This window comes from Reichenbachiella faecimaris, from assembly GCF_900176375.1.
Lineage (GTDB): Bacteria > Bacteroidota > Bacteroidia > Cytophagales > Cyclobacteriaceae > Reichenbachiella > Reichenbachiella faecimaris.
Window position 1 is genome coordinate 557,829 of sequence record NZ_FWYF01000001.1, and the last position, 13,189, is coordinate 571,017.

Below are 13,189 nucleotides of genomic sequence, written 5' to 3' on the forward strand. Positions count from 1 at the left end.
TTCTGTGGCTTCCTGTGTTACTACTTGCTTTAGGGATTTTAGCCTTCTCTGCATTTCAAATACCAAAAGTACAAACCAGGTTTCTTAACGAAATTTCATTTCTCATATCTGAGAACACAGGGTTTAATATAAAAATTGGTCATGCCAATCTCACCTGGTTTGATCACATGATTCTTAGAAATGTTCGATTATATGATCATCAAAATGACAGCACACTGATCTTCGTCAAAAATGTCAAAGTTGATTTTAAGCTTTATGATTTCTTGATCAACAGAAAGTTGAATGCGGATAAGTTAGAACTGGAAAGGCCTTATGTACATGTAATTAAAGAAAACGACTCTACTGAGGTGAACATCTCTAGATTCATCACAGATCTAAAAGATATTTTTAAAAAAAACAGAAAGGGGAAAGAGAAAAAAACTGCGCTCACGCTGGATGAAATTATCATCAAAGATGGATTATTCTCCTACAATGATCTCAGATATGACTCCATCGTCGAAGGAAAAGATTATCATCATTTTGTATTCGATTCCATTCAATCACATGTGTCTTACTTTGGGTTCATTAATGACAGTCTAGGAATGAATATCAACTATTTAACTTCCATTGATCCAAGTCAACAGCTGGACATCAAAAATTTCATAAGTGACTTTTCTTTCACAAAGGAACAAATGACCTTTTCAAACCTAGAGCTGAACACTAATCAAAGTAGCATTAAAGATTCTATTGTATTTACGTATGACCACCCAGCTAACTTCAAATACTTTGTAGACAGCATTTCATTTTTCGTCAATTTGAAGCGTTCGGTTATTAGTTTTGAGGAACTCGCATTATTTAGCCCTGCCTTAAAAAACATAAATAAAACACTAACATTTAGTGGTCAATTATTAGGGAGAATAAATAGACTTGGTGTGACCAATTTTTACATTGAATCCAAAGGAGGTAGCTATTTAGTCGGTCATGGCAATTTTAATGGACTTCCTAATGTTTCCGAGACATTTATAGACTTAGAGGTGAAAAACTCTACCATCAACCCGTATGATGTTTCGACATTTGCTGATCCGAAATTTCAGCAACAGATTTTGAATTTAGGGATCATGAAATTTCAAGGGAGGTACGCGGGATTCTTATCAGATTTTGTTGCTGACGGAAAAATCAATTCTTCAGTCGGGCAAATTAAAACGGACGTGAACTTTAAAATTAAAGATGGTGGTCAAGCATGGTACTCTGGATCATTAGACCTCAAACAATTTGATCTTAGTAGTGTGCTACAGAAGCAAGATAAGCTTAAGTACATCACACTTAACGGAAAGATAAATGGCAGTGGATTAAACGAGAATAGTGCGGACTTTACGCTAAATGCAAATGTAGATTCCTTACAGATTCAGGATTATACCTATCGTAATCTTTCCACAAACGGTCATTTCAAATCTGGTTTTTTTGAAGGCAAATTAGCCGCAAATGATCCTAATTTGAATTTCAACGGTAAAGTAGAAATTGATTTAAGAAATCAAAGGAATAAGGTCAATATCAAGGCGAAATTAGATACAGTGAATTTAAAACCACTTGGCCTTACTGATAAAGAGGTGAATTTATCTTCTGCCATTGACATTGATATGAAAGGCCTTAAAATGGACGATTTGGTGGGCTATATCAATTTATATGACAATCATGTTGGATACGAAGGTAAATCCCTCCAAATCGATTCATTAAAATGTTTATCATCACTAATAGGCCCCACACGAATTATTCACTTTGAAACTGATGGCCTGACGGGTGAAATGAAGGGAGAATTCAGAAATAGCGTTTTTATCCGTACCATTCAAGAATTTTATAAGGAAGTAAAACTTAACCTAAACAACAACGAGGACGATTTAAGCGAATACTACGCAAACAAAAGCAAGGCAGATCTTGAAAAATACAATGTGAAAATAGATCTCAATCTTTGGAATCTCAACAAGTTTGTTCAGCCCTTTTATCCTGAATTTAATATTTCGAAGGAAGTTAAATTACATGGGTCTTTTCTTCAAGATAGCATATCAAGACTAAACCTCTATGGAGCCATTGACTCTTTGGAGTTGCCTAATTTGTCATTAACAAGCAATTATGTTGATATAAACATTTCAAAAGAATTCTTTGATCGGAGTACACTTGCCTCTGCCTTTGCGGCATCCAATCAGCAACGTTGGTCAGACAGGTACGAAACAGAGAATGCCTATGCTGATGTTATATGGTTTGATGATAGCATGTCAGTCTCCATGAATATTGAACAACCCCAATTCTCAAATAAAGTTGCGATCGAATCTTCAGTATTGTTCTTTACTGACTCTACTCAACTGCACTTTCAAAATTCTGATATAGAAATTTTAGGTAAAAAATGGGTATGGGATAGAACGAACAAAATAACGCACAAAAATGGAGAATGGAGTTTCAAAGCTATGAAGGCCTCCAATGGACCTGAAAAATTGGAAATATCAGGCATGTATTCCCAAGCCCCATCTAAGTCACTTTATATTGATTTGAAAGAATTCAATATTCAAAATATACAATCTTTTGTCTCCAATAATGTGGAAGGTACTATTGATGGACGAATCAAAATAAAAAGGCAAAACCAAAATGATTTGATAGAGGGAAATCTTATAGCAAGGGCTTTAAAAATAGATGGTCTCTTGTTAGGAAACGTATTTGGGATCTCTACATGGGAAAGCGAACAGAAACGTCTTGCTATGAATCTGGATCTCATTCAAAATGGAAAGAAAAAAATCGAAGTTAGAGGTCTCTACTATCCAAAAAAAGAGGTTGATCAACTCGATCTTCAGGCACGTTTTGATAGTGCTGACTTGAAAATTGCGGAACCATTTATCAAGAAAAATTTTACAAACATTGGAGGCCTAGCCTCTGGGCAATTCACTATAAAAGGCACACCAAAATATCCAGTTCTTAAAGGCAAAGGAAAAGTGACTGAAGGAAAAATTCTAGTAAACTACTTAAATACAAAATACAAATTCAATGGAGATTTGTATTTTGATGAAAATGAAATAAGTACCAAAAATCTAATCCTTGAAGACAGTGAAAACAACAAGGCACAGTTAACTGGAGGTATTTTTCACGATGGATTCAAAAATCCAGTATTAGATTTCCAAGGGGAATTCGTGAATTTCAAGCTTCTAAATACAACTGCTGCGGACAATGATGCTTACTATGGAGTGGCCTACGGCACAGGGAATATTAGCTTCCTTGGAGCCATAGACAACATTCAAATTACTGCAGAGGCACAAACAAGCAAAGGCACAAGACTCTCTATTCCGCTTGGCGAAAGTTCGAATTCTAAAATTGAACAAAAAGAATACATTGAATTCGTAGACCTCAAACACAATCAAAATGCTCAAGAAGTAATAGAAGAAGTACTGAAACAAGAAAATTTAAAAATCAGAGGCATTGAACTAGATTTCAATCTCGAATTCACACCTGACGCCTACGTTGAGCTAATTTTTGATGTTCAAGCTGGCGATATCATAAGGGGTAGAGGTACTGGAAACATTGAATTACAAATCAATACTGACGGTGACTTTACTATGTTCGGGGATTATTCCATTGAGAATGGTGGATACAATTTTACACTCTATAACATCATCAACAAAGAATTTGACATTAAAAAAGGCAGTACCATTTCATGGTATGGAGATCCTTATGGTGCCAATTTGAATATATCAGCATCTTATCGTCAACTTGCATCTTTGGCTCCCTTGATGACCAAATTTCTTGATCCAGAAGATATCAATTCTCCAGAAACTCGAAAAAAATACCCATCTATTGTAGACCTAAAACTTAAGGGAATTTTACTGAGCCCTAATATTAATTTTGATATCAACATTGAAGATTACCCTCCTAACAATCAGCTGCCCAATAGTTCTGTCACCCTTGATGAAGTAGTCACAGCATTTAAGGCCAACCTAAGAAATAATGAACAAGAAATGAACAGGCAGGTTTTTAGCCTAATTATTTTAAGAAAATTTTCGTCAGAAAACAGTTTTCAAGTGAATAGTCAAACGATTGGAAACAGCTTGAGCGAATTTGTTTCAAACCAACTGAGTTATTGGGCCACTCAAGTAGATGAAAATCTTGAAGTAGATGTGGACTTGGCAGGATTGTCAGACGACGCCTACAATACCTTCCAGCTGAGACTTTCATACACCTTCCTAGACGGCAGATTGCGAGTAACCAGAGGTGGAAATTTGCCCAATCAAGAAACAAAAGGAGATGTAAGCACTATTATAGGGGACTGGACTGTTGAATATTTATTAACCGAGGATGGTAGATTTAGAGTAAAAATGTATAGCAGGTCAGATTTGGATGATGTCAGTTCCCAATTGGGCGAAAGTAATTTTGAAACTGGATTTAGCCTTCAATACATCAAAAGTTTCGATCAGCTCAATCAAATTCTTTCTGACAATCGGAAAAAAAATCTCTCACAAAGAAAAAACTCACCTCAGGCTACTGAGAGTGAAAAGGAAATCTAAAATATTCTCCATTTAGACTTCGGCTAACCCTTTATTATGTTTACATTTAGATAAGAATTCTAAACCCCTAATTGATGGAATTGAACAATTTCATGAAGTCTTACGCCGAGGAAATCAAAGGCAATTTTTCCGAGTATGATGATCAGAGATCAGTCATAGTTGTACCTCTTGAAATGGATCGTCAACAGGCTGTTGTTGGTGAGATAGATCCAGAGAATAATCTGATTTCTATCTCATCTAAAGTTTGTGTCGTGGAAGATGGAATAAGGTTTAAGGATTTACTCGAAGAAAATCACAGATCAACTTTCGGCAAGTTTACAATTGTAAACGATTTCTTAAAGGTAGAATCCAGATCTCCAGCAGATATAGTTTCAGACGAAATTTTAAAAAGAGCCATTCAGGAAGTTGCCAACCTCGCCGACAAATGGGAAATGAATATCACAGGACGCGATATTTTTTAATCTCTCTCATTAGGTTTCTCAACTGCATTATTTATTAGTTTTGTTGCATAGGCTGCCTTATCGTTCCGCTATCAGGATAGCGGAAAGGAAAGTCCGGGCAACATAGAGCGTCGTACTTCCTAACGGGAAGTCCTTGGCGGAAACGTCATGGGAGAAAGTGCAACAGAAAACAAACCGTCCCGACAAGTCGGGATAAGGGTGAAATGGTGAGGTAAGAGCTCACCGCTCCGACAGTGATGAAGGAGGCATGGTAAACCTTACGAGTTGAAAGATCAAATAGGTTCTGCAAGAAGTGGCTCGCTTCGATTTGGCATTAGTCAGAATGTAGAATGGGTAGATTGATAGATTCTAGTAGCAATACTAGAGCCAGAGAAATGATAAGGATCCCTCCCGATAGCTATCGGGATTGGGATACAGAACCCGGCTTATAGGCCTATATTATTATATAAGATAATATGACAAAGATTTTAATTATTGATGACGAAAAAAGTATTCGTCATACGCTTCGTGAAATTCTGGAGTACGAGAAATATCATATTGACGAAGCAGAAAATGGCAAAGCAGGACTAGATAAGTTAAAAGAAGAAGATTTCGATCTAGTTCTTTGTGATGTGAAAATGCCAGAAATGGATGGTATTGAGGTATTGGAAAATGCCAGAACGCTAGATCACACCCCTCAGTTCATCATGATTTCTGCTCATGCCACTATCGACACTGCAGTGGATGCAACGAAAAAAGGTGCATTTGATTTTATTCAAAAACCACCAGATCTCAATCGTCTACTACTTACCATTAAAAATGCATTGGACAAGTCCAACCTTATTCAAGAAACCAAAGTACTGAAGAAAAAGGTTGCTAAATCTCTTGAAATAGTGGGAGAATCTAGGCCCATTCAAGAAGTAAAAGAGACCATTGAAAAAGTAGCCAGCACTGAAGCGCGGGTTTTAATAACTGGAGAAAACGGTACTGGGAAAGAGCTGGTCGCCAATGCCATTCATAAACTAAGCAATAGAAATAAAAAGCCACTAATCGAAGTAAACTGCGCAGCTATTCCAGCAGAGCTTATTGAAAGTGAGCTGTTTGGACATGAAAAAGGATCGTTTACGTCAGCTGTAAAACAGCGTATTGGGAAATTCGAACTGGCTGACAATGGCACTTTGTTTTTGGACGAAATTGGAGACATGAGTTTGTCTGCTCAAGCCAAAGTGCTCAGAGCCTTACAAGAAAACAAAATCACCCGTGTAGGTGGCGAAAAGGAAATTAAAGTCAATGTTCGGGTGCTGGCTGCCACAAACAAAAACTTGAAAGAAGAAATCAATCAAAAGCGATTTAGAGAAGACCTATACCATCGTTTGAGTGTTATATTGATTAAGGTTCCGTCACTCAAAGAACGTGTGGATGACATCCCCATGTTAGTAGATAAATTTCTAGGGGATATAGCCGCAGAGTATGGCACCAGCAAAAAGGAAATTGACGAAAAAGCGCTAGATCAGCTCAAAAAGGGGAATTGGACAGGAAATATCAGAGAGTTAAGAAATGTAGTTGAGCGCCTGATTATCATGTCTGACAATGCAATAACTGCCACAGACGTAAAAAAATATGCGGACACACCGTGATGTGATCCGCATAGTATATTTTTTACCGTTTTTCCTTTTACTATTTAGACAATTCAGTCGAATTAGAATCACTTTTTGCATAAGTAGGACACGTTCTTTGGGTACATGCACTCATTGCAAAAACTACTAGGGCCACTATAAGTATCTTTACTTTCATCTTTTGTTATTATCAATTACCTGCTTCAATTTTAGAACATAAATATATAAAAAATATTACACTTTAAGTGAAATATCTGTTTTCTATAAAATATTAGAGAAGTTATTCGATGAACGTCTAATCTACCAGCAAATTACAGCCTCTAATATCAGAATTATCCAATCTCCCAAGAATTTCGAACTCCCTGTCATTAGACAGACGACCTAAATCCTTTGTTTCAATAAATGCGCAAGAATGCACATTTGCTAAATCTATAACGTTTACGCCCCCTGTCTCCCCTACCTTTAGGTAATTAAAGGGATCTTCAATATCTCTAATCAACACCTTCATCTGATCAGGTAGTTGATAGGACTTTTCATTTAAAGAATAAGCCTGAGACAATAATTCGGTCATTCCATATTCAGAAAATACGCGAACACTTCCCAATCCAATTTTGAGAATGGAGTAGAACTCACTTTTGACTAAATCTTTTCTTCGCCCTTTCATTCCTCCAGTTTCAATTATTACCAGACCATCCAGTCGAGCACCTCTTTTTTTTGCAATTTCCACCAAATCCAATAGTGCATAACCAACCCCAAATAATACAATTGATTTAGAGGTTTGATTCAAGGCGCGCAATAAATCATCAACCAACTCCTCTAATCTATTCAGGTAATACCCGCCCATGTTTCCCTGATTGCTCTTATGGATAAAGAAATCAACCATTTTCACCAAAGAAGAATGTCCTTGTTCTTGATATGATGGAAGTAGCGCAAAAAATGCATGCTGGTTTAATTCACCTCGAAACTCTTCAAAAATAGTTTTTGCATTGTTTAAGTAAAATTTTGAGTCCTCAATATAGTGTTGACTACGAATAGATGCAGTGGTACCACTACTCATGAAAACCTCTTCTTCCTCCCAATCTCCAGTCTTTATCTTGTGCTCCTTGAAAAAATCAATAGGCAAACAAGGGATTTGCTCGATAGAATTAATTCGAATACAATCAACACCTAAATAATTAAGATACTTCTGGTAAATGGCACACGCGCGAGACTGATAATGAAATAGTTCGAGTGCAAGCGAACAAAAAGTCTCTTTATCAACTTTACTGCTCTTTTTTTTGAAACTATTTAAAAGCTTCATAAGTTAGAAATAGTAAGGGGTTGCAAGACCACAATTGTATTAATATCAGTAATTTTAGCAAATGTAATTTTTATTAAATGAAGGTACTGACTAAATATTGGAATAAAATTTCGACTGGGACGATTTCTCTTATCATCGTTCTCTCCTCTCTCCTTTATACATGTCAAGAACCAGATCCCTTTCCCACCACACCCCATATAGAATTTAATAACCTGGAGTATGTAGAAATAGAGGAGAATGGCGTTGCGGATTCTTTGATATTGTACTTCGATTTCGAAGACGGAGATGGTGACCTAGGTTTGCCTTCGGACGACAATTACTATCCAGTACACGATTATTACATCATAGCAGATGAAAACACGAACCCGATCACTATCTCATCTACTTTACCAACCGATCAATATCTACTTACTCCAGGGTATTTCAAGAATGCGGCAAGAGCAATTGGCCAAAATGAATATTTTCGACCATTCGGAGATCCTTATTCAGCCATGCCTGACTATGAGTGCGAATATTTTGAGTCCGTCTACATTAATGAAGAATTAAAAGATATTATTGAACTGGCAGATATAGGATCTGAAATTCCTACTGGTTATGTACTAGACACAGTATTGGTTTATCGAAACCCAAACAGATACAATTTTTATATTGACTTCTTTAGAAAAAGAGGCACTGAATACGAGGTTTTAAATATTTCAAGACCTGATGAAAACGGATGCATCATACCATTTAATGGTCGATTTCCACTATTAGATGTTGAGAACATAGGAGGGTCACTTGAAGGAACAATAAAATATTCAATGCCTTCATTAGGTTTCAGAGTGACCATCAGAAATGATGAATTCAAGCTCAGATTTCATATTCTAGATCACCATTTCAACAAAAGTAATATAGTTGAAACGGGAGATGTCACTTTAGATCAATTGATCAGATAGATAGCTACTTGCTAATAAATGTCAGGAAATGACTCTGGATCCACTTCTGCCATCATTTCATATACCTTATCAAAGATAGTTTCTGCACTAGGTTTAGAATAGTAGTCGCCATCAGATCCATAAGCTGGACGATGTTCTTTGGCAGCAACTGTCACAGGCTGACTATCTAAGTATCTAAAACATTCCTGCTCAACTACTAGTTTTTCTAGTATATAAGCAGACGCTCCGCCAGGTACATCCTCATCAGCCACGATCAAACGATTCGTTTTCTTAATAGATGAAATAATACTTTGATGCCTATCAAAAGGCAACAATGTTTGAACATCAATGACTTCGATCTCTATTCCATAATTGGCCAATTCAACCGCCGCCTCCATTACAATTCTGCACATTGAGCCATACGTGACCACAGTAACATCTTTTCCTTCTCTAATGATTTCTGGAATACCCAAAGGAACCTTAAATTCACCCACATTATCAGGCATTCGTTCCTTCAAACGATAACCATTCAAACATTCAATCATTAGGGCCGTATCATCAGACTCAAGAAGCGTATTGTACATACCAGCTGCCTGAGTCATGTTTCGAGGCGTGAGCACAAAAATACCTCTCAAGGCATTGATAATCATACCCATAGGTGAACCAGAATGCCACACACCTTCTAGTCTGTGTCCTCTAGAACGAATGATAAGAGGTGCTTTCTGACCTCCTTTGGTTCTATACTGGAGAGTTGCCAAATCATCAGACAACGTCTGTACAGCATACAGCAAGTAATCCAAATACTGGATTTCAGCAATGGGACGTAAACCTCTCAAAGCTGCTCCAATCCCCTGGCCTATAATTGAGGTTTCGCGTATACCTGTATCCGTCACTCTTATTTCTCCATATTTCTCCTGAAGTCCAGCAAATCCTTGATTTACATCTCCTATTTTTCCAACATCCTCTCCAAGGGCAAAGACCAACGGATTCTGATTTAAGGCCTCGTCAAAACAAGCTTGCAGAACTTCACGCCCATCAACCATTTTTGATTGATCAGAGTATTTTGCTGCTATTTCGCCAACTTTAATAGCTGAATATTTTGATTGACTATGCAAATGAGAAGAATATTCATCAAATCGTTTTTCATCATTTTTCTTCAACCAATGAATCAACATATCACGACTTCTCGAAGACTCATTTCTTGTGAGTCTCAAAGCTTTCTTCGCTCCTTTGGTCAACTCCAATTTATTGATATTCAGTCCTTCCTTTAAGTTTTTAGCAATTGAAATCAACTTGGTTTTTTCCGCACTTTTCTCAGCTACAGTTTCTATCATACTGATAAGGGAAGCTACATCTGTATCAATTGCAGATGTGTATGCACGCCAGGCGTCCATTCTAGCAGTTTTTGCCAATTGCTTAGCTTCCTCCTCAATTGCATCCAACTCTTTTCCAGACGCCAGTTTCTCATTTAAGATCCACTCGCGCATTTTTTTGATACAATCAAATTTGGCTTCCCATTCTAAACGCTCTTTAGATTTATATCTTTCATGAGATCCCGACGTAGAGTGTCCTTGTGGCTGTGTGACTTCTTCCACATGTACCAGTACAGGTACATGTTCATTTCTAGCTATTTTCTCTGCTTTCTCAAAAGTCTTGCAGAGGTCTACATAATCCCAACCACGAGTGGTAAGTATTTCAAATCCATTTTCTTCTGCTGTGCGCTGCAATCCAGCCAGCGCCTTAGATATGCTTCCTTTGGTTGTATGAAACTCTTTAGGAACAGATATCCCATACTCATCATCCCAAACGGCCATGACCATGGGTACCTGCAACACCCCAGCTGCATTCATTGCCTCAAAGAAATGACCTTCAGAAGTAGAAGCATTGCCTATGGTACCAAATGCTATTTCATTTCCATTGACTGAAAATTGCTTGAATTTTTTTAATGCGGGATTATTTCTATACAGTTTAGAAGCATAAGCCAATCCCAATAGTCGCGGCATTTGTCCAGCAGTACAAGAAATATCCGAGCTAGAATTTTTCATTTTAGTCAGATCTTTCCATTCACCATTTTCATCAATAGATCTGGTGCCAAAATGGCCATTCATCATTCTTCCTGCTGAAGCAGGCTCATCCTCTACAGAGGTGTGTGCATAAAGTTGTGCGAAAAATTGTTGTGAGGTCATCTCACCAATCGCCATCATAAAAGTCTGATCACGATAATAGCCAGATCGAAAGTCTCCGTTCTTAAAAACCTTAGCCATTGCGATTTGAGGCAGCTCTTTTCCATCTCCAAAAATTCCAAATTTGGCCTTTCCCATGAAGACCTCCTTTCGGCCAATATAGCTATCCTCCCTACTTTCTACTGCCAGTTTGTAATCGTTCAAAATTTCCTTCTTTGAGGACATGATTTCGGTATTTTTTTCTGAGACTTTCACCATTTGAAGTTAAGATTTTTAGGACGATTATAAAAGAACCTCGCTCGACAAATTTAACAAACACGCCACATCAATCAAATATTTTTATGAAGATTACAAAATAATATTATATTTGAGACAAAATAAAAAGACTAAACAGAATATTATTTGGTTATTATGGTTTTTTCAGTGATAATCATTAATGATGTTAGTTTTTTGAAATTTTAATTTTCACAGTTGATTCAGAACGTCAAATTATCTTCCGAATCTGAACAAGGTTGTGTAAATTATTAGTAACAATTATTGTCGTATATTTTATTGTAGTTAAACAATTTATGCCATGATTATCGGGGTACCCAAAGAAATTAAAAACAACGAAAACCGTGTAGCGCTTACGCCCTCAGGAGTAAAAGAACTGAAAAGACACGGACACCAAGTATTTGTGCAAAAAACTGCTGGAGAAGGTAGTGGTTTTGCGGATGAGGAATACACTAGCGTAGGAGCGGAACTCCTACCTACTATTGAAGACGTATACGGCAAGGCCGAAATGATCATCAAAGTAAAGGAGCCAATTGAAGCAGAATACCAGCTGATCAAAGAAGATCAATTAGTATTTACTTATTTTCACTTTGCTTCACACGAACCATTGACTAAAGCCATGATTGACAGCAAGGCTGTCTGTTTAGCTTATGAAACAGTGGAGAAGGCGGACAGGTCATTACCACTTTTGGTACCCATGTCAGAGGTTGCAGGCAGAATGTCTATTCAGCAAGGCGCAAAGTACTTGGAAAAACCTTTGAAAGGAAGAGGCATTCTTCTTGGAGGCGTCCCAGGTGTACGTCCAGCTAAAGTAATGATTCTTGGTGGTGGTATAGTAGGTACTGAAGCCGCAAAAATGGCAGCAGGGATGGGAGCAGATGTTACTATTCTTGACTTGAGTCTGCCAAGATTAAGATATTTGGATGATGTGATGCCAGCTAACGTAAAGACTTTGATGTCTAGCGAGTACAACATTAGAGAAATGATCAAAGATCATGATTTGATTATAGGTGCTGTCCTCATCCCTGGCGCTAAAGCTCCAAAATTAATCACTCGTGACATGTTGAAAGACATGAGGCCAGGTACTGTATTGGTAGATGTAGCAGTAGATCAAGGAGGTTGTTTTGAAACCACAAAACCTACCACCCATCAAGATCCTACATACATCATAGACGACGTGGTTCACTACAGTGTGGCCAATATGCCAGGTGCTGTGCCTTACACTTCTACATTGGCTCTTACTAACGCAACTCTTCCTTTCGCTATACAATTAGCAAATAAAGGATGGGAAAAAGCATGTAAAGAGAATAATGAATTAAAACTAGGGTTGAATGTCATCAAAGGAGACGTAGTCTACAAAGGCGTTTCTGAAGCTTTCGACCTACCTTATACGCCATTAGATAAATATATCTAGTGCTCATAAACCGGGATCTTCTCTACAAATTGGAAGGTTCCGGTTTTTAAATCTTGCTCGCAGCAAAAGTGATCCATTCCATTAGTAATTACTAAATAACGCGCTTTAAGTGTTTGATTGTAAATAGCTGCTTGCTGAAAGGTGTCATTGGATATTTTCACTTCTGGTGCTTTGCACTCCACTACCATTAACGGATGTCCAGAATTATTGTAAGCCACAATATCAGGCCTCTTTTTTAATTTGTTGTATTTTATTTCAAACTCAGTCTTCAAAAGAGATTTTGGATACTTCAAATAATTATTAAGGAATTTGAGAAAATGCTGGCGCACCCACTCTTCTGGAGTCAGTACCACGTACTTCTTTCTAAACTCGTCCCATATTTCTCTTCCCTTTTCTGTCTCTTTTACTTTGAACTGAAACTGAGGAAGATTCAACTCCACCATGACTAATTAAAATTTACTTTCAATATTAGCACAATTCATTTACTTTTAATCCTAACCTGGATGTTACTCTTTAGCATCTTATAATC

Annotated in this window: 8 protein-coding genes and 1 other RNA gene; 6 read left to right on the forward strand and 3 right to left on the reverse strand. The window is 37.3% G+C overall.

The genetic code is table 11. The annotated features are described in order from the left end of the window. Positions 1–14 precede the first annotated feature (14 nt). The 4 genes from B9A58_RS02375 (at position 15) to B9A58_RS02390 (ending at position 6,597) form a co-directional block, all read left to right on the forward strand. Positions 15–4,520 carry a translocation/assembly module TamB domain-containing protein gene (locus B9A58_RS02375; protein ID WP_176214652.1) on the forward strand — a complete coding sequence of 1,502 codons (4,506 nt, stop codon included), beginning with the start codon at positions 15–17 and terminating at the stop codon, positions 4,518–4,520. 74 nt (positions 4,521–4,594) lie between these two features. Beyond that, positions 4,595–4,981: a type III secretion system chaperone family protein gene (locus B9A58_RS02380; RefSeq protein ID WP_084370823.1), complete on the forward strand. Its 387-nt coding sequence runs from the start codon at positions 4,595–4,597 to the stop codon at positions 4,979–4,981. 44 nt (positions 4,982–5,025) lie between these two features. Next, positions 5,026–5,425: RNase P RNA component class A (gene rnpB / locus B9A58_RS02385), an RNA gene on the forward strand. An 11-nt stretch (positions 5,426–5,436) separates the two neighbouring features. Next, a complete protein-coding gene (locus tag B9A58_RS02390) occupies positions 5,437–6,597 on the forward strand; it encodes a sigma-54-dependent transcriptional regulator (protein ID WP_084370824.1) in 1,161 nt (386 codons plus the stop codon). A gap of 274 nt (positions 6,598–6,871) precedes the next feature. Here B9A58_RS02390 and B9A58_RS02395 read toward each other — a convergent pair whose 3' ends face one another. Then, positions 6,872–7,876: a long-chain-fatty-acid--protein ligase gene (locus B9A58_RS02395; RefSeq protein ID WP_084370825.1), complete on the reverse strand. Its 1,005-nt coding sequence runs from the start codon at positions 7,874–7,876 to the stop codon at positions 6,872–6,874. A gap of 77 nt (positions 7,877–7,953) precedes the next feature. On the opposite strand from B9A58_RS02395, the gene B9A58_RS02400 reads away from it, so the two are divergent. Then, the gene (locus B9A58_RS02400; protein ID WP_084370826.1) at positions 7,954–8,811 is read left to right on the forward strand and encodes a hypothetical protein; all 858 of its coding nucleotides are present in this window, start codon (positions 7,954–7,956) and stop codon (positions 8,809–8,811) included. An 11-nt stretch (positions 8,812–8,822) separates the two neighbouring features. On the opposite strand, the gene B9A58_RS02405 is transcribed toward B9A58_RS02400, so the two are convergent. Further along, positions 8,823–11,198 (reverse strand): alpha-ketoacid dehydrogenase subunit alpha/beta, encoded by a 2,376-nt coding sequence (locus B9A58_RS02405; protein WP_245826969.1) that lies wholly within the window; start codon positions 11,196–11,198, stop codon positions 8,823–8,825. 349 nt (positions 11,199–11,547) lie between these two features. Here B9A58_RS02405 and ald point away from each other — a divergent pair, with 349 nt between their 5' ends. Continuing rightward, positions 11,548–12,660 carry an alanine dehydrogenase gene (ald, locus tag B9A58_RS02410; RefSeq protein ID WP_084370828.1) on the forward strand — a complete coding sequence of 371 codons (1,113 nt, stop codon included), beginning with the start codon at positions 11,548–11,550 and terminating at the stop codon, positions 12,658–12,660. Here the strand turns inward: ald and B9A58_RS02415 are convergent. Continuing rightward, positions 12,657–13,103, reverse strand: a complete 447-nt coding sequence (locus tag B9A58_RS02415; RefSeq protein ID WP_084370829.1) for a type I restriction enzyme HsdR N-terminal domain-containing protein — start codon at positions 13,101–13,103, stop codon at positions 12,657–12,659. The genes ald and B9A58_RS02415 overlap by 4 nt on opposite strands. Between the last annotated feature and the right edge of the window lie 86 nt (positions 13,104–13,189).

Coding starts and splice junctions, on each gene's coding strand:
- B9A58_RS02380 (WP_084370823.1), top strand. CDS start 4,595: ATGGAATTGAACAATTTCATGAAGTCTTACGCCGAGGAAATCAAAGGC.
- B9A58_RS02390 (WP_084370824.1), top strand. CDS start 5,437: ATGACAAAGATTTTAATTATTGATGACGAAAAAAGTATTCGTCATACG.
- B9A58_RS02395 (WP_084370825.1), bottom strand. CDS start 7,876: ATGAAGCTTTTAAATAGTTTCAAAAAAAAGAGCAGTAAAGTTGATAAA.
- B9A58_RS02400 (WP_084370826.1), top strand. CDS start 7,954: ATGAAGGTACTGACTAAATATTGGAATAAAATTTCGACTGGGACGATT.
- B9A58_RS02405 (WP_245826969.1), bottom strand. CDS start 11,198: ATGTCCTCAAAGAAGGAAATTTTGAACGATTACAAACTGGCAGTAGAA.
- ald (WP_084370828.1), top strand. CDS start 11,548: ATGATTATCGGGGTACCCAAAGAAATTAAAAACAACGAAAACCGTGTA.
- B9A58_RS02415 (WP_084370829.1), bottom strand. CDS start 13,103: ATGGTGGAGTTGAATCTTCCTCAGTTTCAGTTCAAAGTAAAAGAGACA.